The sequence below is a fragment of the Floridaenema flaviceps BLCC-F50 genome, from assembly GCF_041929275.2.
Classification (GTDB): domain Bacteria; phylum Cyanobacteriota; class Cyanobacteriia; order Cyanobacteriales; family Aerosakkonemataceae; genus Floridanema; species Floridanema flaviceps.
In genome coordinates this window covers 1,031,189-1,051,429 of record NZ_JBHFNR020000002.1, presented here as the reverse complement: position 1 = coordinate 1,051,429, position 20,241 = coordinate 1,031,189, and the positions used below count along the sequence as shown (strand labels likewise).

Genomic DNA, 20,241 nt, shown 5'->3' with positions numbered 1-20,241 from the left:
ACAACGAACGTGCGATCGATCGCAAAGCTGTGATAATATAATAGACTGCTGAATTAATAAAAATAGATTTCATTCATGGCCCTGACTCAAGAGCGTAAGCACCAACTAATTACTGATTACCAAGTCCACGAAACTGACACAGGTTCTGCAGAAGTGCAAATTGCTATCATGACGGAACGAATCAACCGTCTTAGCGAACACCTGAAAAGTAATCAGAAAGACCATTCCTCCAGAAGAGGATTGTTAAAACTGATCGGTCAACGCAAACGCCTCCTGTCTTATGTTGCCGAACAGGATCAACAACGCTATCAAGCTTTAATCGGTCGCTTGGGCATTCGTGGTTAAAAAATATGTCTGGGGAATCTAAATCCAATCAAGAATCTGGTCAGAATCCGCAGAATGCTTCATCAGGTAAGGAACGCTTACCTTTTGAGCCGAAAAAGAATCGCAAGAAAACGCCAAAAAAACCACCCGTAAATCCGGTGGAAGCGAAAAGCCAAGCTTCTAAAAAAACTCTTTCTAAAGAGGAAACGGCAATCCCAGCTGTTGTTAGTGAAAGAATGCTGCGGCGGATAGGATTATTTTCTGGCATTCCCGCAGTTTTTGGCATTTCCACGTTCATTATTAGTTATTTTGTGATTACTCATGCTTGGTTCCCACTGCCGAATAGTGCAGTGGTACTGGTTAGCATGGGTTTTTTCGGTTTGAGCGTTTTGGGATTAAGCTATGGGGCAATCTCGGCATCTTGGGATGAAGACAGACCAGGAGGCATTTTCGGTTGGCAAGAGTTTACCACTAATTTTGGACGTTTGACGGAAGCATGGCGATCGGCAAAACAGAAAAACCAATCTGAAAATTAGCCCAGCCAAACGGAAATTTTCCTTAAAATCGAGTAATTTGCAGGATTATAAATGATAAGCCGTACAGTAAGGATGAAGTGTGCTGCTACAGCTTAGTGAGTAAAAACTCGATTTTTCTCTTAACAACTTTAGCCTCTTCATCCAAACTAGCGGCTGCCTAAGTTTAATTAAAACCCAAGTGAGTTAACAGGGAATTTTCAAATGATCGTAGTAATGAAAGTCGGCTCACCAGAAGGTGAAATTGCCCGCATTAGTGAAGAATTACGCAAATCGGGACTGACACCAGAACCAATTTTTGGTAAGCATAAGGTAGTAATTGGTTTAGTTGGTGATACAGCTGACCTAGACCCTTTACAAATGCAGGAACTCAGCCCTTGGATTGAACAAGTCCTGCGGGTAGAACAACCTTTCAAACGGGCTAGTATCGAGTACCGTCACGGAGAGGCTAGTGAAGTACCAGTATCAACTCCCAATGGTGTTGTTTACTTTGGGTTGCAGCATCCTTTGGTAGTGGTGGCTGGGCCTTGCTCGGTAGAAAATGAAGAAATGATTGTTGAAACTGCACGGCGAGTTAAAGCTGCTGGGGCGCAGTTTCTCCGGGGTGGTGCTTATAAACCTCGGACTTCTCCTTATGCTTTCCAAGGTCACGGGGAAAGTGCTTTAGAATTATTGGCACTTGCTAGAAAAGAAACTGGTTTAGGGATCATTACTGAAGTCATGGATGCTGCGGAACTAGACATCATCGCAGAAGTGGCTGATGTGATCCAAATTGGTGCCCGCAATATGCAAAACTTCTCTTTACTCAAGAAAGTGGGGGCTCAAGAAAAACCAGTATTGTTGAAACGGGGAATGTCAGCTACCGTTGAAGATTGGTTAATGGCAGCTGAGTATGTGTTAGCCGCTGGTAATCCGAATGTGATTCTTTGCGAAAGAGGGATTCGGACTTTCGATCGTCAATACACCCGCAATACTTTAGATTTGGCAGTGGTGCCAGTGTTGAGGAAGTTATCTCACTTACCAATTATGGTCGATCCCAGTCATGGTACTGGTTGGGCGGCTTATGTACCGGATACGGCGAAAGCTGCGATCGCGATCGGTGCTGACTCCCTAATGATTGAAGTTCACCCCAACCCCGCCAAAGCTTTATCCGATGGGCCACAATCTCTCACGCCCGATCGTTTTGATTCTTTAATGCAAGAACTCTCCGTTGTTGGCAAAGCAATGGGTCGTTGGCCTCAAGCTGTTGCCGCTGTAGCTTAATAAAGTACGTTGTTGCGCTGTCTTCGCTAAAGCGCAACAACGTACCTTAACGAGAAAGGCCAGCTTTTCGCTGGCCTTTTTAATCCACAATATAATTCCATCTATCCGATAGGCTGTTGAGTAGAGAAACGGGCTAACATCAGCAGTTAACCCGTGAGCTTGGGAACGCGCAGAGCAATTATTTTTGCACTACTAGTTTGACGTTGGCGTTTTGCAAACCACGTTGCTTAACTTCAGCCAAGGTCTTGTTCACAGCATATTTTTGGTTGATAGAATTGATTAGTTCGGTTTGGTTGTGCTTCTTAGCAACGCCCCACAGGTCAGCAATCAGGTCAAAGGTACCATCGCTGTTGCGAGACCAACCAAGGTCATATTCGCCTTCGAGAACTGCAACCAAGTCAGCACGAACACGCTGTCCATTGTAACCACGAACATCTGCATTGCTCTTAACAGAGATGCCCAGGTCGCGCAAAGAAGTTTTCAGGATTTCAGCGTCGGTGATTTTGGTACGCAGTGTGCTAAAGTGAGACATTGGGATTCCTCCTAGAGAAACTAGAAACAAACAACAACATTTTGTTTTTGGTCAGAAACTGCTAGCTTAAGCTAGCCTTTCCTCCTGTTGGGAGCAGGAGAAAGCTTTTAAAACTCCATTCGCTGATATTCAGCAACGGAGGCGGCAGCTGGTCTGGCACGCTGTCTCGCCCAATCTCTCAAGGCTGTAACTTGTTCAGTCATAGTCCGAGATAAGGGTTGCGTAGCCTTAATTGCGGCGATAATGTCCAACTGCGTGAATTCTCTGTCTTGGGCAAACGCTTCATACATTGCAGCGACTAGCGCTTGCTCAATTTCCGCACCGGAAAAACCATCGGAAACTTTTGCCAACTGATCGAGGTCAAAGCGTGCGACTTCTCGACGGCGTTTGGTGAGGTGAATTTTGAAAATCTCTTGACGTTCCTCTGCATTTGGCAGGTCTACAAAGAAAATCTCGTCAAAACGTCCCTTTCTTAAAAACTCTCCCGGTAATCTTTCTACTCGGTTTGCTGTTGCCATCACAAAGACTGGAGAACTTTTCTCTTGCATCCAAGTGAGGAACGAACCAAAAATCCGACTAGAAGTACCACCATCTGAATCAGCAGAACCCGCACTTCCGGCGAAAGCTTTGTCTAATTCATCAATAAATAGAATGGCTGGAGAAACCGATTCTGCGGTCTTTAAAGCGTTCCTGAGATTGGCTTCCGATCGCCCTACCATTGAGCCGTCGTACACTCTACCCATGTCTAGGCGCAATAGTGGCAAACCCCAAAGACGAGAGGTAGTCTTAGCGATTAGGGACTTTCCACAACCGGGTACACCCAGAATTAACATCCCTTTTGGTTGGGGTAAACCATACTCTCTCGCTCTCTCGGTGAAAGCATTAGAGCGCTGCATCAGCCATTTCTTCAGTTCTTCTAAGCCGCCTACCGCATCGATCGTTTCATCTTCTTCGATATACTCCAGAATCCCGTTGCGGCGGATAATTTGCTTTTTCTCAGAGAGTACGATGTCAACTTCGGCTTCGGTCAGGCGACCTGCTGTAACTTGAGCTTTGCGGTAAACTTTTTCGGCTTCGTCTTTAGTCAGACCCAAGGCTGCACGTAATAGCTTTTCTCTGCCTTCCGTACTTACCTTTCTTCCCCGTCCACCTTGCTCTAGCTGCTGGGTTAATACCTGATTCAGTTCTGCCATGTCCGGTAGCGCGAAGTCTAGAACTACAACTTCCTTTTCCAGCTCGAGTGGAATCGTCTGCACCGGGGACATCAGGATGATCGATTTCTGAGTGCCCTTAAAGCTGGCGATCGCATCCCGCAACCATCTGATTGTCTGTGGATCGGTGAAAAACGGATGCAGATCTTTGAAGATGAAAATACTAGAATCTCGCTGGGGGTCTCGCTGCTGCCGATTCATTGCCCACTCAATCGCCGCTTGGGGTGAGACTGTATTGTGTTGCACGCTACGTGGCTGTCCATATTCGACCATACCCTGCGTTACTGTCCACACAAACACCCTTCTTTGGGGTCTCATCTGCGCGATTGTCGAAATCGCCTGCTCTGCCCGCTCTTCCTCGGAGGTTACGAGATAGATCAGAGGATATTGAGCTTGTACTAGGATGCTGAGCTCTTCTTTCATTTCGCCACGACCTACTTATATCAACCGAATTAAAGAGACGATACAGACAGTACCAGAGTTTTCATTTCCTGCTATATCAGTTGCTTACTTATTTAGCTACTTTAGCAAGGGAACTAATTCTTCGGCCTCTCCCTGTTGAGTAGATTCCGTCACCGTTACCTTCTCAACCGATGAAAGCTGCTCTTCTGGCAATATACCTGGCTGCTTTTTCAGGGAAGCTAATTCCCCTTGTTTCATAACCAGCGAACCCGTACACTCCGGACAACTGTAAACCCGATGCGTTTGCCCGTAAGCTGCTTCTATTTCTCCCACAATCTCTGGATTGTCCAGGTAGAAGATAATAGCTCTTTCAGCAATCGCTGACATCGGTTCTGAGTCAATAGCGGCTTTTATTTTGAGTTGACGGTGCAGCTCTGGTGAAAGATACAACGTAACCTTTTGTTTGTCTTGCATAATTGACTCATTTCAGTTGTTCTACCCGGGTATGTGTATCAGACTATCGCTTGATTTTCGGGATGTCAAGACATCAAGCTGCTATGACAGCAATATTGTTACATTTGTTCACAATCATTTGATTAGCTGGTATGGTTACGAGGTAGTTCAACAGCCAGAAGATAGATTCCATATAGTCCTTAAGTGTGATTGAGAAAGGGTTGGGAAAGAGCGATCGGGATTTACAGATTTACCAGATTTCTTGATTAATCCTCTTGATTAATCCTACTCATTATGTAAATCCATAAATCCCGCTCCAGGTTTAATAGAGTTGCTAAAGAAATAGTAGTTTGATAAGATGGTAATTCTGAAAGACGGCGGCATAGCCAAGTGGTAAGGCAGAGGTCTGCAAAACCTTCATCCCCCAGTTCGAATCTGGGTGCCGCCTTTTAAAAGTAACTTACCAATTACTTAACTTTGTTCCGGTACATTGGGATTGTTATACAACAACACTTCTCAGTACCTTGCGGAAAATGATTTTGTCCTCTCCCGCTTTGTAAAATTCTCGAATCCTCGCTTCCTCTTCATAACCGTTCTTTCGGTAAAATGCACGAACGTATTCAAATTCCTCCAGCCCAGAGGTTTCCACTAGTAGAATACGCTCACCATTTTGGGCCAGCATTTGCTCGACGTGACCTAACAAAACGGCTCCGCGTCCCTGCCTTTGCCAGTTGGGATGAATAGCGATTAGATAGAGATTCCATGTCCCCTCGGTCATTCGTTCTGGTGCAACGTAGGCAACACCCACTGGCTCACGATCGTAATCGGTAAACCATACACCTTCGCTGTCTGCTTTGTCACCCAAATGCTGATTGAGCATTTGAGCGAGTTCTTCAATTTGGTTGGACTCGAAAAGTCCTGTCGCTTCTGCCAAAGCAAGTAATGCGTTCGTGTCATCGGGCGTGGTCAAACGAATCATCGCGAGTTACAGTTAAGGCTTGTACATTTGCTTCCATATATTCAAGCACCAACATTAGAATTTCCCATCGCCTGAATAATAAATTCCTGAGATACTTGTAACTAGTGCGATCGCACCAGCTTGAGGAAAACAATTCTCAGTTTTTAGGTATGCTCAAATAGCGATCGCATAGAAGAGAATTACACAAAATTTTGATGTCTTCCTTTCCTCAAATCAAAAGCATATACACTGATGGAGCCTGTAGCGGAAATCCTGGCCCTGGCGGTTGGGGTGTGGTAGTTTATTTTGCAGATGACTCCGTTTACGAAATGGGGGGCGCAGAAGCTCTCACTACTAATAATCGGATGGAATTACAAGCTGCGATCGCAGCCTTAGAATTCCTGAGTAAAACAGGACAAAAAGAACCCGTCACTCTCTACACTGATAGTGAATACGTGAAAAAAGGGATTACCATCTGGGTGAAAGGTTGGAAAAACAAAGGCTGGAAAACCGCTCAAGGTAAAGCTGTCCTCAATCAAGACCTTTGGGAAACACTCGATAAACTAAACTCAGGCAAAATTAACTGGCAGTATGTTCCAGGTCATGCTGGTAACGTGGGTAATGAACGCTGCGACGAAATAGCCCGGAACTTTTCTCTTAGTCGCCCGCAAACACTCAAACAACTGCCAACATTAGAGACATTTAGTTCGGAAACAACAGTCCAATCTGGTTACATAACGTTACAATCCAGTGAAGTACGCTCTGACCTTTCTACATTCAAAATAGCTATGACTGATGCGACTATTTCTTCTTCGGCTGAAACTTTGAATAGTTTGTCTAGTGAAGCTAGGGTGACGCAATTACGTAATTTAGTAGAAGTTCTGCATATTGCTGATGATATTGCCGCCAAAGGCTACCTAATCACCAGTTCTGAATTAGCAGATTTAATGGATATTCATACCAGCGCCGTCACTAGTCGCGGAGACAACTGGGTGTGGCGTAACTGGGTAGTGTCGCGAGTCCGGCGAGAGGGTAATCAAATTCTCTGGCAATTAGAACGGGTAGACTAGTGCGAGAAGGCAGAAGGCTTTTATGGCTTTTTACCTGTTTCAACTGCTCGATCGTTTCTGCTGCACTGCACTAGATTTAAAGAAGTGAAATTGCGGATTTTTTCTGCAATTTCACTTTGGAATGTACACAAAATCAATCATTCCCAATCAAAATCAAGTAAGTTTTCAAGAGTATAATCACTAGGACGCATTTCAGGGAAGTTAACAGAATATCCAGTTTTCCTTTTTACAGACCCAACTGCACGCTCATAAACTAAATCTAAATTTTCTTCTAAATAGTTTCGTAGGTTTGTAGTAAGCTCCCGATCTAATTCATCGCGCCAATTATAAATCTCTTCTCTCCATCCATTAGCATTATATTCTCTTTCGCTCTCCCAATATTGCAGCAGTAACAAATGTGCAACTATATTTTTTAATTTACTAAATACTTTGCTTTTTTCACTCCTGCCCAAATACTCTAACTCCTCAATTAAATTCTCTACATCCAAAGCATTAAATTGACGATTTTTTAGTAATTCTATAGTGGCTGACAACCACTCTAAATCGTCAGTTTCATAGAGAGTTTTTAAGTCAATAACACTCATGTTTCCGCCCTTTAGGTTGTTATGCGAGAGAAACCGGAACCGTTAACTAGATTTGGCTCTTACCTACTACACTAGCATAGCTTTTTTACTGGTAAACTATTAATAGAGTTCCGGGAAAACCCTTGTTATATAAATCATCACTATGAAAATTAATGAGATTGGAATTGCTGCTATTGTCAGTACTCTAATACTCTCAACATCAATTAAAGTTTTGAGTCAGCATAACTTTGGTAATCAACGATCGCAATGTGAAGCAACACTGACTGCTATAGATAAGAATACTCGCATTACTCTGCGTCAAGGGCCAGGAACGAATTACCCCAGTAATGGTTATGGCTTTGTTGGCGATCGCGTTTATATACTAACAGTAATTCCGCCAGATATTGATTACAAAAAAGACAGACAGGGGTACGGTTGGTATCGAGTTGGCTTCCCAAAAAGTGGGTTTTCGGGATGGATTCAGGAAGATTTATTGCGAATGAAATGTTCTCAAATTAATGATTGATATCATGCCCGTTTGATTATCAATAATGTAGAGACGTTATATATAACGTCTCTACATTGTTTTGCAATATGATATGAATTTATACCATTTCTCTGTAACAATGCAATTAATTTTTGCCTCTCATCCCTTATGGTGCTTGGGTTCATCAAGCTGTATTAAGCGCATCTTCACAGAGAATTGGTATTAGATCCCCGACTTCTTGAAGAAGTCGGGGATCTGTGGGCTAAGATTCCCTTCCACTCGCCCACATATCACGCCATTTCACAGTTCCTTCGCTAGCAACTACCCAACGCCGACAAACTAAATTTTCCCGCAAAGGAGATTGACCTTCGCGCAACAATACATACTTGTAACTAATCAATCTGCCAGCACTTTCATCGAAAGGAATTTCGCCAAACCAAGTATTAGTATTGATGTATTCCAAGGGATAACCTTTAGCGATATCCCAATTTCCTAATTCGGGACAATCACCAATTACTACAATTCTTTCACCTGGTTGAGTATTTACGCCGTTAAGTTGGGCGCGAATAATTGTTTGAGCTTTCACTCTTTCGCCAACGTGACTGATAACAATTACATCTCGCGTTTCTAAGGGTAAATCGATTAATTTACCTTCGACAACTTGGAATTTGCGACGAGTGACAACGCAAGTATGTTCGCCATCAGGTAAGTCTGTTAGTACTTCGGGAACTGTGGTTGCTGCGCCACGATTTAAGGCAACAAAACAAATTGAATCCCGATATTTTCGCACGTAACAATATACATCAGGTGTGATGAATCGCTGCCATTGTCCACCCATTGAAACAGCAGGATTTAAGCGTCGCAAACCAGAAAGTAACCGAATATAACGGTAAAGTTCTGATTCTGTATCCCAATTATTCATCATTGGGCGATTATAGGGATCGTTACCGCCATTAGTATCATCATGCAAATATTGTTCTGTACCGTAATAAATGCAAGGAATACCGCGACAAGTCATGACTAAAGAAATTGCCACTTTTAACATTTCAGGATCGGGATTGAAACTTTGAAAGCGTGGCATATCGTGATTATCAATAAATGTTACCAATTCATTGGCACTTTTATATCGATGATCTAGGTCAAAAATATTCTGAATTTCATGGAATCCTCCCTCTGCGCCTTTTCCTAATGCTTGGCGAATTGCTACACAAAGTCCAAAGTCCAGAATTGACATTCCCGACTCGTTGGCAAATTCTACGGATCGATCGTCAAACGGACTACTATAAATCCATTCTCCGAAAATGAAAACATCTGGTCTATGTCTTTGAATATCAGCATTAAATTCTTGCCAAAACCAGATCGGCATGTGTTTAACAGTGTCAACCCGCAAGGCATCTACACCTCGATCTAACCACTGTTTGATCGCAGATTTAATGTAATTGCGATAATCAATATTGTTCTCGTTGAAAGTAGCTAAACCGGAAAGTTCGCAGTTTTGCACTTGCCATTCGTCTTCCCAATTAGTAACTGGGCCATAATGGTGATACCAGTTATTTTTATCATCGTTAAAGTCAGCAATTTTTACTCCATCGTCGTACAATTCGCCTTTTTTACCGCTAAAATCTGGGTTGCTATGATTGCAAACAATGTCGAGAATTAACTTCATGTTTCGCTTGTGCATTTCGGCAATTAAGCGATCGAAAGTTGTATCTCTAGTCTCTTGGGTTTGGTTAAGCGATGGGTTTTCTCCTTGGCGAATAAACCGGGGATTTAAACGTTTAAAATCCTTCGTCCAATAACCGTGAATTGCTGCTTGTTCGACAAATAAATCTTCGACTTGTTCAAACAAAGGAGTTAACCAAATTGCTGTGACTCCCAAGTTTTTTAAATAATCGAGTTTGTCAATTATTCCTTGTAAATCTCCACCCCAATATTTACCCCAATCTTTCGCTTCAGGATCGTATAATTCGGGATTTGGCCCTTCGCTATTTTCAGGATCTCCATCAAAAAAACGGTCTACAACAAGAAAATAAATTGTCTCTTGGCGAAACTCAATATCTCGCGTATAAAGGAACTCTAAATCAATTTCTGTATCCGGTTTTTGTTGGGATACTAATTCAGCAACTTTTGCAGGTGCGTCTGTTACTTCGTACTGTTGCGAAGTAGATTTGGGCGGCGGAGTGGCGACCATAGTTATGTTTTTTAGTTAAGTTTGTGACAAAATAATGTAGCAGTCATATTTGATTTATGAACTCTCGATTTTTTTGAACCGCTCCAGGTGCAGAGGTCACAGAGAGATCAGAAAGAATTTCTTACTCAAATAGGATTGCTATATATTAGACTTTAATCAGTAGAGTCTGCTTTTGTATATCTATCGATGGGTAGAAGCTAGTAAGTGAAGGGATGGGGAATTATTAGTTTAACTTTCAAAATCCAAAATAGTACAAACAATTTCAGCTAAAGATATAGACTTACGTTACTTAATTTCGTAATCCGGGGAATGAATTGTACGCTGTTCTTAGCATACTAGAACGTCTCAGCCAATTAGCATTAACTTAACATGAAAGTTAATCAATTACTGAAATTGTTGGGCGTAAAAGCCTGCATAACGTCCGCCTTTTTTGAGTAATTCTTCGTGAGTTCCTGATTCGACTATTTCCCCATTTTCTAATACTAAAATTCTGGTTGCACGGCGTACAGTGGCTAATCTGTGAGCGATGACAAATACAGTTCGATCGCGCATTACCCTTTCCAATGCTTCCTGTACCAAAGCTTCTGATTCCGAATCTAACGCCGAGGTTGCTTCATCTAAAATCAAAATTCTGGGATTATTAAATACGGCGCGTGCGATCGCAATTCTTTGTCTTTGTCCCCCAGATAAATTAACACCTCGTTCCCCTACCCAAGTTTGATAACCTTGTGGTAACTTAATAATAAACTCATGAGCATTGGCAATTTCTGCGGCTTTTCTTACCGCATTCATATCAAATTCATTGTGTCCATAAGCAATGTTTTCTGCAATGTTTCCTGAAAATAAAACAATATCTTGGGGAACAAGTCCGATTTGCCGACGCAAACTTTTTAATGTTACCTTTTGGATATCAATGGTATCAATAGAAATCTGTCCTCCTTGAGGATCGTAAAAGCGCAACAGCAAATTTATTAAAGTAGTTTTTCCCGCGCCGGAAGTACCAACTAAAGCAATCATTTCTCCCGGTTTAGCAGTTAAACTGAGGTTTTGTAAAACTGGTTTATCTGCCAAATATGCAAAAGAAACATCCTGATATTCCACCTTGCCACGAGTAGAAAATAACTTAATAGCTTGTTGATTTTCCACAATTGATGGTTGAATTGCCATCAGTTCAAAAATGCGCTCCACAGATGCTTCTGTTTGTTTAAATTGGTTGTAATTAGTGGTACTAAAAGATATCGGATCGATTAGCATTGCTACCGCAGCTATATAACTTACAAAACCTGGGCCAGTTAAATTTCCTTGGGAAATTTGCCAACCACCTAACAAAAATAGAATTAATACGCTAATTCCCTGTAAAACACCCACAATAAAAAACTGTAGTGCTCTAATTTGTTCCGATCGATATCGAGCAATTCTATGCTGTTCTGCTTCTACAGAAAACCGTTTGATTTCATAATCTTGAGCGCTAAAAGCTTGCACCAAACGAATACCGCTAAAAACTTCCGTTAGTAATGCAGATAAATTAGAAATTCTGGTTTGACTGCGCCGGGAAAAATACAGCATTTTTTCCCCAAACCAAGCGATTAAAATTGCCATTAAAGGCGCTACAATTAAAGCAGCTAAAGTTAACTGCCAATTCAACCAAATCATGTAACCTAAAACGACGATTAACTGCAAAATGCAGGGAACGAATTCATGAAAGAATTTATTTATTACTTCGCCAATTCGATCGATATCTTCCGTTAACCGATAAGATAAATCTCCGGTTTTCGCTGTTTCAAAGAAATCGAGATTCAAATGTTGTAAATGCGCGTAAACTTGTCTGCGTAATTTCAGAGAAATCTTTAATGCAGCTTTCGCCATTAAAGCATTTTGACCATACTGCACTATTCCCCTAATTAAGAAAATTATCGCACCAACACCCGCGAGTTGGGCGATCGCTCCCAAATTACCCTCACCAATATATTTGGCAAACTGACCAGCCAAACTCGCCAAAATCGGCCAAAATATGGTAAATGCTAGAGTGCAAGCTAACGCTAGTGCGATCGTTTTCCACTCAGGAACAATATAAGGAATCAGTAACTCGTAATTAGAACGCTTTTTCAATCTCAAACTTCCAAAAAATAGCCTGCTGAACTTTAGGTTATCAGCTTTCCGGGTACTCGCTGTCACTATTGGACAAATTGTGATTTTCTTTTGGCTCTATAGTTAGATCGGGTAATCCATCCAACTTCTCAACGGGTGCAGCGGCTTGACTCTGCGGTATCATCACAATTAAACTGTTCGGAATTGCTTCCACAAACACAGGCGTAGTTCCAATCACTTCCCCATCCACCACAACTTTTTGCGGGGGGTCAGTATCAATTAAGGCTTTTTTCACTCGCAAATAACCAATATCGTTGCGTTCTGTTGGCGTACCGCTAAAAGCAGTTTGTAACAAATGGTAGGATGCTGCGATCGCATTTAGCATACTTACCGGAGCAAAAATTGTTACATCCAAAAACTCATCATCAGGAATCAAACTAGCAGGCCCTTGAGCCAAAATAGAAGTAGGCGGCGCAACATTAGCAACCGTCACTCCCACAGCCGAAAAACTAATAACTTCATCTTCCCTTTCTAAGCGAGCATCAAAAGATTTTAAATCTCTTAATTGATTAATTGCTGCTAGAATATAAGCCAAAATTCCTAATCTATTTTTAGCTGTCCTGTCTGCTTTAGCAATAGTTTCTGCCTCCAAACCAATACCTGCCAAAAGTAACATTGGTTGCCCATTACAAAGCGCAGTACTAATTACTCTGGTTTCTCCTTCCAAGATTGCCTGACAAGCAGCTTCAATATTCGTAGGAATTCCCATACTCACAGCAAAAGCATTTGCCGTGCCACGAGGAATTACAGCTAACGGTACATTACTATTAATTAAAGCAGCAGCCACAGCAGAAACAGTGCCATCACCACCAGATGCAATTACTAATTCTGCATCGCCTTCCAAAGCTTCACGCGCCAACTGTGTAGCACTTACTTCTTCGCTAGTTAACTGAATATCTAACTGTAATTCTGGCTCTAAAATTGACTTAATTAATTCTAAGTCTCTTTCATTGTTTCCTCTGCCTGAAACAGGATTGAAAATCAGGCAAGCGGAAGTATATTTTCGTGTTTGTTGAAGGTTCTCTGTTTCAATTAAATTGTTTTTTGACATCATAAGTGGTAGTTGAGGCTTAAAATATATCTTTCGATAGTTGTGGATATTGTCTGAAATTGATTAACACATTGGTGTGATGCAAATAAATTAATCACTTCCTCTAATTCCAATTCTGACAAATTTTTTAATTGTCAATCTGTTTACCAATAGTACCCCATCAAAAATTTCTGGAAGTTATTACCCAAGAGGTATTTAGCTTTTAATTCGCCTACTTGGAAAAATAAAAATCACCTAGTTAAACTAAGTACAGACGTTTCATGAAACGTTTCTACTGTACCCAAAAAAAAGCAAACTTATGGTTAATGTTAGAGTTCCCAAAGTTATCCCTCAACCGCCCACATTTACATCATTTGAAGCAGAACGTTTGTACCGCAAACAACGTCTTGCAGCCGCTTTTCGTCTGTTCGCCAAATTCGGCTTCAGTGAAGGTATCGCCGGACACATTACTGCCCGCGACCCGGAAAACCCGCATCATTTTTGGGTTAACCCTTTTGGAATGCACTTTCGGCTAATTCGCGCCAGCGACTTGATTTTAGTTAACCACCGAGGCGAAGTTATTGCCGGAAATAAACCCGTCAACGAAGCGGCTTTCGCTATTCATTCCCAAGTCCACGCCGCCCGCCCAGATGTGGTAGCTGCCGCCCATGCCCATTCCACTTACGGCAAAGCTTGGTCTAGTTTAGGTCGTCTCCTCGATCCTTTGACTCAGGATGCTTGTTCGTTTTACGGAGATCACGGTTTATTCGATGACTATACCGGGGTAGTGCTGGAAATTGAGGAGGCGCGAAGAATTGCTGGGACGTTAGGCGATCGCAAAGCCCTCATCCTCCGCAATCACGGACTGCTCACAGTAGGTCATACTATAGATGAAGCAGCCTGGTGGTTCATCACAATGGAGCGTTCTTGTCAAGTACAACTAATGGCAGAAGCCGCTGGCAAACCAATCTTGATAGAACCGGAATATGCCAGTTTAACCGCTAAACAAGTTGGGTCACATCGCATGGGTTGGTTTAGTTTCCAACCACTTTACGACCTGATTGTACAAGAACAACCAGACTTACTCGATTAATTTCCCTATTCGTAGGGTGCGTTAGTAACGCACCATTCGATCGCAAATTAACACTAGCGAAAACCATGAAACAACTAGAGACTAGCAAAGGAAAATTTTCCCCTGGGGAATCACCTTTTTGGGAAAAATCAGGCTTACTGGAATTTAAACCCGGTTATGCCACGGCAGAATTTTTTGCTCAGTGGTCTTTTCAGACTAAAATTTATGGCGAAGCAGTAGAAGTAGACCATTTAGTTGTCAGTTTCCCTGACTTCACCAGCTTGGAAAATTACGCCGCTGCTTTGGCTAAATTCCAAGGTAAAATTGTCGAAGGGCCAGGAGTTTTCCCCTTGGAATTCTGTCCCCAAAATTATAGTCTGACCGATGATTTGTGGATACATTTAGAAACCATATTAATGCCTTCCGGTGGTTTAGTTGTTTTACAAGCACCGCACGCGGAAGGCGATCGCACCGATCGCTTTATCCAAGAACGAGGAATAGCAGCTGTGCATCACGTAGCCATTAAAGTTGATGACCTGCAAACAGCAGCTTTAAATTGGCAAGAAAAAGGCTTTATTCCCTTATCTTTAGAACCTGTAATGGGTGACTCTCTCACACAATGGTTCTTAAGAAATTCTGCCGGACAAATCATCGAACTAATTAACCGCAGTCCCGAAAATCAAGCCACTTTCTTCTGCCAAAATATCGGCGGACTTAGGATGTCGGAAACTAAGGTTTAGTAGACTGAGATCTGACACCTTGAGGCAGAGCCTCTGTTTTTCGTTACCAGGTTGAACCTGGTAACGAGACAATATTGTAGAGACGTTGTATACAACGTCTCTACTTTTGCAGATGCAAAAAAAAGTAGGACGAAAAGCCCTACCACCACCCAAAGGAGAAACTTAATTAGTATTTAAAAACCTGCAAATTCTCGTGATTCTAACCCAGAAAGTTGTTGGGCAATCATCAACCTCGCTTCTAGTTTAGCGACACTAAACTGATTTCTCAGATATTCTAAATGAGCAACAGCATTACTTTTTTCGGTTGCTAATTTTGCTGAGAGTTCTTGAGCTTTTTGGTATTCTTGATTAACTTCGAGTAATTCAAATCTTCGGGCTTTCCGTTGGCTATCATTTTTTAGGTTAGAATCAGTTGCAACTATCATCTCTGCTTTGCCTTCAAAAGCAGAAATTACTTGACGTAACGCAGACAATTCATAGTCTAATTCGACGATCGCTTGGTTAGTTCTAGCGATCGCTACCGGATAATCACTCAGCTTGAGCATTAAAACTTATCCTCTCAAACAGTAGCCAGCAAAAATTACATAACTAGCAACAACTAATCTAGTGCAGCGTGGCAGGAGAACAAGGGGAAATTAATTAACTCAAAACTGGAGCAGGATTTATTGATTTACATTCTGGAGCAGGATTTTAATTAAGAAATCTGGTCGATCTGTAAACCCTGGTCAAACTCTCCCCCTTCTGCCGTTTTACACTAAGCAACCAATTCCTGTGGATGAGAATTAACAGAAATTTCCGGCAAACTAAGAGTTAATTGCTCAGATTGTGGCAAACCTGCTTTATCCAAAACTTCAACTTCAATCTGCACAGAAACTAAGTAAGAACCTGGTTTTCCTCCCACCGCTTCTGCAATTAATTTAGCCAAATCTGGACGCTTAGCTGTTAGCGGATCTCTCAAGGTACAACGATCCCACTCCTGCTTCGCGTGAGGATTGAGATTGAGAATATAATGCTTATTCATAAACAAAACCCGCATCCATGCTCTACAACATTTTTCATTAGCCAGTTCCTAGAAAAGGTCGGCTTAATGAATCAACTTCACTATATTATAGTACAAAAGTACTAAAGTGTCTACCCCAATCCTTATAAACACTAAAAAAACCTGTGCTAGTCACTAACTAGACAGGCGGAGAGAGATTGTATATCTTTAGTTTGTCATAGGAATAGCTAATTAGGAAGTAGCTATTTAAATATCTAATACAGGTACAACTAATAATCATTAATTTAGAGCGACTTCAACCCGTAGAAATCACTAATAAGTACTAGAAATTTCATCTACAACCGCTAACTTTTTCCTGTATATGGCACGAATAATCCGATTTACAGCCATTCTTTCTTCTTCATCCAAAGATTCATCTAATACAGCTGCCATTAATCCATAGCGATCGGCCAAAGTAACTTGTCCAGAATTACTGACTTGAGCGTATAACTCAGAAATAGCATTGGGGAGGAGTTGGACTTGCATGATCGACACTTGAACTCGATAGTTATAATATCCTCCAAAAAAATAAGCTTCAGGGTGATTCAACCGAGTAATAAATGTGATTAATGGAAATTAAAGATGGTGAGAAAAAACAATTTTTCACTGTGAGCGAAATGAACCTGAAACTGTGATACATATCACTAAGGTTAATAACTCACAATTCCTAGTTATAAAGATGGCGGTTGGTAATAGGTAGTAGGTAGTAGGAATCGCACTACCCACTACCAAGGAGTAAATATGCGAATAAAAAAGCCGTCCCAAAAATGGAGACGGAGAATCAACAAGTCAAAATTTGGTTATTGCAGCGGAGGAATTGGGGATGGTGGTGGTAGTACGGGATTAGTTGGGATGGGAACAATCAATGGTTGCTGCGGGGGTGCTTCTCGCAACGGAAATCTTCCCGGTGGGTAGAAATCCTGTGGGCGATCGCTACCATCAATGCAATCTGCCATCACCCCACTCACCGCCAAATTTAACGACTGAACTAAACCCACAACACACTTACCAAAACGCACTGGTAACAAACTACGACGGCAATTATCCAAAATTGCGCCTGGATTACCCCCGCGAGTATTCACACTGATATTAACCACACAATTACCTAAATCGCGAGGTCGTCGCACTTGTCTACAAGTAGCCAGCGCAGCACCAGGAGAAATATCCGTTTGCTTGTAAATAGTTAAAACGCAAGTGGTTAAATCTCTGGGATAAAGTGTGGCGGAACAGGAGTCTGCTGCCACAGATGCCGGAATACCCGCACGCGCCAACTCTTGTCCACAAACCTTGAAATCATAATCAAACGCATTCGATTCCACCGCCAGAGATTCACTGGGAATGGCAACCGTCAACAACAACAGGGTAGCCCAAGAAGGGGCAAAAGAACGAAACAGCATTCTCATGCTAGTTCTAGTAAAAAATATAGGTACTTGGAAACATACAGAACTATAGTTAGTCTGCAAGGAATTGACAATCTTTTTTCCCCTATGTGCAAAGAAACTCAAATCAACAGAAACTCGATCTCCGTTTTGTTGGTAAATTACGGTAAAATTTATAAGCGCCCAGTTAAACAAATTGTTAATTTAACTATATACTAGAAATTCTGGGTAAAATTTGATCTGGATACTAGAGAGGAAGCGAGATGTCGCGATACAGAGGCCCACGCCTCAGAGTGGTTCGTCGCCTGGGAGACCTCCCCGGCTTAACTCGTAAGTCAGCGAGAAAAACCAGCCCTCCAGGGCAACACGGTGCAAACCGGAAGAAACGTTCTGAATATGCGATTCGTTTAGAAGAAAAACAAAAACTGCGCTTTAACTATGGTGTGTCGGAAAGGCAACTCCTGCGTTATGTGCGGAAAGCTCGTCGCGCCACTGGTTCCACCGGACAAGTGTTGCTGCAATTACTAGAAATGCGTTTAGACAACACTGTTTTCCGTTTGGGTTTGGCTCCTACCATTCCAGCAGCTAGACAAATGGTAAATCATGGTCACATTACAGTTAATGGTCGGAAAGTTACGATCGCTAGCTATCAGTGCAAACCAGGTGAAGTAATTAGCGTTAGAGACCGGGACAATTCTCGTCAGTTAGCGCAAGCAAACCTGCAATATCCCGGTTTGGCTAACTTACCAAGCCATCTAGAATTCGACAAAACTAAGATGGTTGGTAAAGTTAACGGCGTGGTTGAGCGGGAATGGGTAGCGCTACAGATTAACGAACTACTGGTTGTTGAGTACTACTCACGGCAAGCTTAAGGATTTTAGATTTAGGATTTTAGATTTTGGATTGCAGTTAAAATCTAAAATCTAAAATCTAAAATCTGAAATCTAAAATTGTCTCAGCCGCCAATTTGTGACATAGTGCGCGTATAAACGCCTGTGGTTCCAGAGTTACGTTCTTTAAAGTTAATCTCTGGTTTAATTGTTAGTAATTCTCGGACTCGCTCTCTTAATTGGGCAAGGTTAACACCATTGCGGAGGGCGGTTTTTAAGTCGATTTCTCCGGTTTCATTCAACAGACAAGGGCGCAACCAACCATCAGCAGAAAGCCGCATTCGGTTACACCGATCGCAAAAACACTCCGACATCTGACTGATAAACCCCAGCGTTCCCTTAGATCCCGGAATTTTAAATACATCAGCAGGGCCATTACCACGCACTTGCGATTCTGTCAAGCCCCAACGTAAGCGAATCTGTTGGCGCAACTCTTGGGAAGCCACCCAACCGCGATCGCCAAACAAATCAGAATTCCCGATCGGCATAAACTCAATAAACCGGACGTGCCATTCCCGGTCGATCGACAAAGCAGCTAAATCTAAAACCTCTTGGTCATTTACCCCCGGAATCACCACCACATTAAGTTTGAGGGGATTAAAACCAACCTGGTAAGCAGCTTGAATACCTTGCCAAACTTGTTCCCAGCGAGAACGTCCTCGATTACCAATAATTTTGTCAAAAGTCTCAGGATTGAGAGAATCCAAACTAATATTAATTCGCCGTAGACCTGCATCATAGAGACTTTGCGCCAAGGGTGCGAGTAAAAATCCGTTGGTTGTCATTGATAGATCTTGAGTTTGGGGTAGAGATGCGATCGCCCCCACCAACTCCACCACCCTTGGACGCAACAAAGGTTCACCCCCAGTCAACCGGAAACGAGTAAACCCTACAGGAATGAACACTTCCTCAATCAGCGTCAGCAGTTCCTCATAAGTAAGTAATTGTTGTTGCAAAATATAGTCCAGTTCCGCACCTTCCGGCATACAGTACTGACAACGAAAATTGCAGCGATCGATTAAACTAATCCGCAAATAATCAACTTGGTTCATTCGCCTGTGGGATTTCCAATAGGACTACATCTAGTGTACGAAGGCGAGAGGGAAGTGGTTACTAATGAGATTTTTTTCTTTGTAAGGCTTATATGGCAGGCTTTCCCAACCATTTATTAGGTTTTCTTCTCACCTCAAGTACGGGAAAGCCGTTTTCCTAGACAGCACACAAAACCCAAGCCTTTTGGTTATAATACGGATGTAGCCCCTTACAGCAACAATTTTGGAGAAAACAAATGTTTATACAACAACTACTGTCAATAAACCAAAAATACGCCTATGCCGAACATAAAAATAAACTTAGGGGATAATGAAAACGCTCCTGAGATTATAATGGTCGATCCAGATATTGAAACTAAATTCATAAAAGAAGCATTGCTCTTGATTGCTAATAATCAAGATTTATTACTAGAGAAATGGAGAAGTATACATGACAAAAAAGAAATGGACGATGAAGGAACTGACGGATGAGAAAATAGACGCACAAATTGCTAAAGCTAAAGATGCTTGGATTCAAGCATCTTTAGTCGAACCTCGTGCTAAGTCAGTTGTATACAACCAATCTGAAGATAAAATCGTCATCACACTAACCAATGGTGATTATGTTGGGTTAAGCCCCAAGTTAATTGAGGGGCTGGGGAAGCATCACCTAAAGAATTAGAAAACGTTCATTTATCTGGACGCGGCGATAGTGTTCACTGGGAAGATTTAGATGTTGACTATAGCATTCCTGGGCTTGTATCAGGAATTTTGGGAACAAAAGCTTGGATGGCTGAACTAGGAAGAAAAGGTGGCAAAAAGACCTCTGTTACTAAAGCAGTTGCTGCCAGAGAAAATGGAAAAAAAGGCGGTCGTCCTAGAAAGTCGTCTACATCAACACCTACTTAAATATTGAATAAGTTTG

23 protein-coding genes and 1 tRNA gene are annotated in these 20,241 nt (G+C 42.0%); 11 read left to right on the top strand and 13 right to left on the bottom strand.

Features of this window, described 5'->3' with window-relative positions; genetic code table 11:
- Positions 1 to 75 precede the first annotated feature (75 nt).
- The 3 genes from rpsO to aroF all read left to right on the top strand — a co-directional run bounded on the left by rpsO (position 76) and on the right by aroF (position 2,120).
- Positions 76 to 345, top strand: coding sequence for a 30S ribosomal protein S15 (gene rpsO, locus ACE1CI_RS24720; protein WP_413266421.1), 270 nt, complete (start codon positions 76 to 78; stop codon positions 343 to 345).
- A 5-nt stretch (positions 346 to 350) separates the two neighbouring features.
- Positions 351 to 860, top strand: coding sequence for a PAM68 family protein (locus ACE1CI_RS24715; RefSeq protein ID WP_413266422.1), 510 nt, complete (start codon positions 351 to 353; stop codon positions 858 to 860).
- Between the two features lie 201 nt (positions 861 to 1,061).
- Positions 1,062 to 2,120 carry a 3-deoxy-7-phosphoheptulonate synthase gene (gene aroF / locus ACE1CI_RS24710; RefSeq protein WP_413266423.1) on the top strand — a complete coding sequence of 353 codons (1,059 nt, stop codon included), beginning with the start codon at positions 1,062 to 1,064 and terminating at the stop codon, positions 2,118 to 2,120.
- 178 nt (positions 2,121 to 2,298) lie between these two features.
- Here aroF and ACE1CI_RS24705 read toward each other — a convergent pair whose 3' ends face one another.
- From ACE1CI_RS24705 to ACE1CI_RS24695, 3 genes are all read right to left on the bottom strand, one after another.
- Complete coding sequence (locus ACE1CI_RS24705) at positions 2,299 to 2,652, bottom strand: DUF1257 domain-containing protein (protein WP_413266424.1); 354 nt, start codon at positions 2,650 to 2,652, stop codon at positions 2,299 to 2,301.
- 107 nt (positions 2,653 to 2,759) lie between these two features.
- Positions 2,760 to 4,286: a stress-responsive protein Ycf46 gene (ycf46, locus tag ACE1CI_RS24700; RefSeq protein ID WP_413266425.1), complete on the bottom strand. Its 1,527-nt coding sequence runs from the start codon at positions 4,284 to 4,286 to the stop codon at positions 2,760 to 2,762.
- Positions 4,287 to 4,382: 96 nt separating this feature from the next.
- Positions 4,383 to 4,739: a slr0373 family blue light stress response protein gene (locus ACE1CI_RS24695; RefSeq protein ID WP_413266426.1), complete on the bottom strand. Its 357-nt coding sequence runs from the start codon at positions 4,737 to 4,739 to the stop codon at positions 4,383 to 4,385.
- Positions 4,740 to 5,094: 355 nt separating this feature from the next.
- Here ACE1CI_RS24695 and ACE1CI_RS24690 point away from each other — a divergent pair.
- Positions 5,095 to 5,166, top strand: a tRNA-Cys gene (locus tag ACE1CI_RS24690).
- A 51-nt stretch (positions 5,167 to 5,217) separates the two neighbouring features.
- Here ACE1CI_RS24690 and ACE1CI_RS24685 read toward each other — a convergent pair.
- The gene (locus ACE1CI_RS24685) at positions 5,218 to 5,697 is read right to left on the bottom strand and encodes a GNAT family N-acetyltransferase (protein WP_413266427.1); all 480 of its coding nucleotides are present in this window, start codon (positions 5,695 to 5,697) and stop codon (positions 5,218 to 5,220) included.
- Between the two features lie 194 nt (positions 5,698 to 5,891).
- Between ACE1CI_RS24685 and rnhA the strand changes: the two genes are divergently transcribed.
- Positions 5,892 to 6,746 carry a ribonuclease HI gene (gene rnhA, locus ACE1CI_RS24680; protein WP_413266428.1) on the top strand — a complete coding sequence of 285 codons (855 nt, stop codon included), beginning with the start codon at positions 5,892 to 5,894 and terminating at the stop codon, positions 6,744 to 6,746.
- A 137-nt stretch (positions 6,747 to 6,883) separates the two neighbouring features.
- Here rnhA and ACE1CI_RS24675 read toward each other — a convergent pair whose 3' ends face one another.
- A complete protein-coding gene (locus ACE1CI_RS24675) occupies positions 6,884 to 7,330 on the bottom strand; it encodes a DUF29 domain-containing protein (protein ID WP_413266429.1) in 447 nt (148 codons plus the stop codon).
- A 142-nt stretch (positions 7,331 to 7,472) separates the two neighbouring features.
- On the opposite strand from ACE1CI_RS24675, the gene ACE1CI_RS24670 reads away from it, so the two are divergent.
- On the top strand, positions 7,473 to 7,835 hold the full coding sequence (locus tag ACE1CI_RS24670) for an SH3 domain-containing protein (RefSeq protein WP_413266430.1): 363 nt from the start codon (positions 7,473 to 7,475) through the stop codon (positions 7,833 to 7,835).
- 223 nt (positions 7,836 to 8,058) lie between these two features.
- Here the strand turns inward: ACE1CI_RS24670 and ACE1CI_RS24665 are convergent, their stop codons facing one another.
- The 3 genes from ACE1CI_RS24665 to ACE1CI_RS24655 all read right to left on the bottom strand — a co-directional run bounded on the left by ACE1CI_RS24665 (position 8,059) and on the right by ACE1CI_RS24655 (position 13,186).
- Positions 8,059 to 9,987, bottom strand: coding sequence for an alpha-amylase family glycosyl hydrolase (locus tag ACE1CI_RS24665; protein WP_413266431.1), 1,929 nt, complete (start codon positions 9,985 to 9,987; stop codon positions 8,059 to 8,061).
- A 384-nt stretch (positions 9,988 to 10,371) separates the two neighbouring features.
- Entirely contained in the window at positions 10,372 to 12,096 is a 1,725-nt protein-coding gene (locus ACE1CI_RS24660; RefSeq protein WP_413266432.1) for an ABC transporter ATP-binding protein, read from the bottom strand.
- 40 nt (positions 12,097 to 12,136) lie between these two features.
- The gene (locus tag ACE1CI_RS24655; protein WP_459564120.1) at positions 12,137 to 13,186 is read right to left on the bottom strand and encodes a YegS/Rv2252/BmrU family lipid kinase; all 1,050 of its coding nucleotides are present in this window, start codon (positions 13,184 to 13,186) and stop codon (positions 12,137 to 12,139) included.
- A 298-nt stretch (positions 13,187 to 13,484) separates the two neighbouring features.
- On the opposite strand from ACE1CI_RS24655, the gene ACE1CI_RS24650 reads away from it, so the two are divergent.
- Positions 13,485 to 14,258 (top strand): class II aldolase/adducin family protein, encoded by a 774-nt coding sequence (locus tag ACE1CI_RS24650; protein ID WP_413266434.1) that lies wholly within the window; start codon positions 13,485 to 13,487, stop codon positions 14,256 to 14,258.
- Positions 14,259 to 14,323: 65 nt separating this feature from the next.
- Positions 14,324 to 14,977, top strand: coding sequence for a VOC family protein (locus ACE1CI_RS24645; RefSeq protein ID WP_413266435.1), 654 nt, complete (start codon positions 14,324 to 14,326; stop codon positions 14,975 to 14,977).
- A gap of 173 nt (positions 14,978 to 15,150) precedes the next feature.
- On the opposite strand, the gene ACE1CI_RS24640 is transcribed toward ACE1CI_RS24645, so the two are convergent.
- From ACE1CI_RS24640 to ACE1CI_RS24625, 4 genes are all read right to left on the bottom strand, one after another.
- Complete coding sequence (locus ACE1CI_RS24640; RefSeq protein WP_413266436.1) at positions 15,151 to 15,522, bottom strand: hypothetical protein; 372 nt, start codon at positions 15,520 to 15,522, stop codon at positions 15,151 to 15,153.
- Positions 15,523 to 15,731: 209 nt separating this feature from the next.
- The gene (locus tag ACE1CI_RS24635; protein ID WP_413266437.1) at positions 15,732 to 15,998 is read right to left on the bottom strand and encodes a hypothetical protein; all 267 of its coding nucleotides are present in this window, start codon (positions 15,996 to 15,998) and stop codon (positions 15,732 to 15,734) included.
- Positions 15,999 to 16,289: 291 nt separating this feature from the next.
- On the bottom strand, positions 16,290 to 16,502 hold the full coding sequence (locus ACE1CI_RS24630) for a hypothetical protein (protein WP_413266438.1): 213 nt from the start codon (positions 16,500 to 16,502) through the stop codon (positions 16,290 to 16,292).
- Positions 16,503 to 16,816: 314 nt separating this feature from the next.
- Complete coding sequence (locus ACE1CI_RS24625; RefSeq protein WP_413266439.1) at positions 16,817 to 17,419, bottom strand: hypothetical protein; 603 nt, start codon at positions 17,417 to 17,419, stop codon at positions 16,817 to 16,819.
- A gap of 239 nt (positions 17,420 to 17,658) precedes the next feature.
- Here ACE1CI_RS24625 and rpsD point away from each other — a divergent pair, with 239 nt between their 5' ends.
- On the top strand, positions 17,659 to 18,267 hold the full coding sequence (gene rpsD / locus ACE1CI_RS24620; RefSeq protein ID WP_413266440.1) for a 30S ribosomal protein S4: 609 nt from the start codon (positions 17,659 to 17,661) through the stop codon (positions 18,265 to 18,267).
- Positions 18,268 to 18,350: 83 nt separating this feature from the next.
- On the opposite strand, the gene moaA is transcribed toward rpsD, so the two are convergent.
- A complete protein-coding gene (moaA, locus tag ACE1CI_RS24615) occupies positions 18,351 to 19,337 on the bottom strand; it encodes a GTP 3',8-cyclase MoaA (RefSeq protein WP_413266441.1) in 987 nt (328 codons plus the stop codon).
- 279 nt (positions 19,338 to 19,616) lie between these two features.
- On the opposite strand from moaA, the gene ACE1CI_RS24610 reads away from it, so the two are divergent.
- The gene (locus ACE1CI_RS24610) at positions 19,617 to 19,808 is read left to right on the top strand and encodes a hypothetical protein (RefSeq protein ID WP_413266442.1); all 192 of its coding nucleotides are present in this window, start codon (positions 19,617 to 19,619) and stop codon (positions 19,806 to 19,808) included.
- Positions 19,789 to 19,998 (top strand): hypothetical protein, encoded by a 210-nt coding sequence (locus ACE1CI_RS24605; RefSeq protein WP_496615783.1) that lies wholly within the window; start codon positions 19,789 to 19,791, stop codon positions 19,996 to 19,998. Before ACE1CI_RS24610 ends, ACE1CI_RS24605 begins: the two co-directional genes overlap by 20 nt.
- The last annotated feature ends 243 nt before the right edge of the window (positions 19,999 to 20,241 follow it).

Bases quoted from the DNA above. Each gene is read 5' to 3' on its own strand.
- rpsO (WP_413266421.1), top strand. From the start codon at position 76: ATGGCCCTGACTCAAGAGCGTAAGCACCAACTAATTACTGATTACCAA.
- ACE1CI_RS24715 (WP_413266422.1), top strand. From the start codon at position 351: ATGTCTGGGGAATCTAAATCCAATCAAGAATCTGGTCAGAATCCGCAG.
- aroF (WP_413266423.1), top strand. From the start codon at position 1,062: ATGATCGTAGTAATGAAAGTCGGCTCACCAGAAGGTGAAATTGCCCGC.
- ACE1CI_RS24705 (WP_413266424.1), bottom strand. From the start codon at position 2,652: ATGTCTCACTTTAGCACACTGCGTACCAAAATCACCGACGCTGAAATC.
- ycf46 (WP_413266425.1), bottom strand. From the start codon at position 4,286: ATGAAAGAAGAGCTCAGCATCCTAGTACAAGCTCAATATCCTCTGATC.
- ACE1CI_RS24695 (WP_413266426.1), bottom strand. From the start codon at position 4,739: ATGCAAGACAAACAAAAGGTTACGTTGTATCTTTCACCAGAGCTGCAC.
- ACE1CI_RS24685 (WP_413266427.1), bottom strand. From the start codon at position 5,697: ATGATTCGTTTGACCACGCCCGATGACACGAACGCATTACTTGCTTTG.
- rnhA (WP_413266428.1), top strand. From the start codon at position 5,892: ATGTCTTCCTTTCCTCAAATCAAAAGCATATACACTGATGGAGCCTGT.
- ACE1CI_RS24675 (WP_413266429.1), bottom strand. From the start codon at position 7,330: ATGAGTGTTATTGACTTAAAAACTCTCTATGAAACTGACGATTTAGAG.
- ACE1CI_RS24670 (WP_413266430.1), top strand. From the start codon at position 7,473: ATGAAAATTAATGAGATTGGAATTGCTGCTATTGTCAGTACTCTAATA.
- ACE1CI_RS24665 (WP_413266431.1), bottom strand. From the start codon at position 9,987: ATGGTCGCCACTCCGCCGCCCAAATCTACTTCGCAACAGTACGAAGTA.
- ACE1CI_RS24655 (WP_459564120.1), bottom strand. From the start codon at position 13,186: ATGTCAAAAAACAATTTAATTGAAACAGAGAACCTTCAACAAACACGA.
- ACE1CI_RS24650 (WP_413266434.1), top strand. From the start codon at position 13,485: ATGGTTAATGTTAGAGTTCCCAAAGTTATCCCTCAACCGCCCACATTT.
- ACE1CI_RS24645 (WP_413266435.1), top strand. From the start codon at position 14,324: ATGAAACAACTAGAGACTAGCAAAGGAAAATTTTCCCCTGGGGAATCA.
- ACE1CI_RS24640 (WP_413266436.1), bottom strand. From the start codon at position 15,522: ATGCTCAAGCTGAGTGATTATCCGGTAGCGATCGCTAGAACTAACCAA.
- ACE1CI_RS24635 (WP_413266437.1), bottom strand. From the start codon at position 15,998: ATGAATAAGCATTATATTCTCAATCTCAATCCTCACGCGAAGCAGGAG.
- ACE1CI_RS24630 (WP_413266438.1), bottom strand. From the start codon at position 16,502: ATGCAAGTCCAACTCCTCCCCAATGCTATTTCTGAGTTATACGCTCAA.
- ACE1CI_RS24625 (WP_413266439.1), bottom strand. From the start codon at position 17,419: ATGAGAATGCTGTTTCGTTCTTTTGCCCCTTCTTGGGCTACCCTGTTG.
- rpsD (WP_413266440.1), top strand. From the start codon at position 17,659: ATGTCGCGATACAGAGGCCCACGCCTCAGAGTGGTTCGTCGCCTGGGA.
- moaA (WP_413266441.1), bottom strand. From the start codon at position 19,337: ATGAACCAAGTTGATTATTTGCGGATTAGTTTAATCGATCGCTGCAAT.
- ACE1CI_RS24610 (WP_413266442.1), top strand. From the start codon at position 19,617: ATGCCGAACATAAAAATAAACTTAGGGGATAATGAAAACGCTCCTGAG.
- ACE1CI_RS24605 (WP_496615783.1), top strand. From the start codon at position 19,789: ATGAAGGAACTGACGGATGAGAAAATAGACGCACAAATTGCTAAAGCT.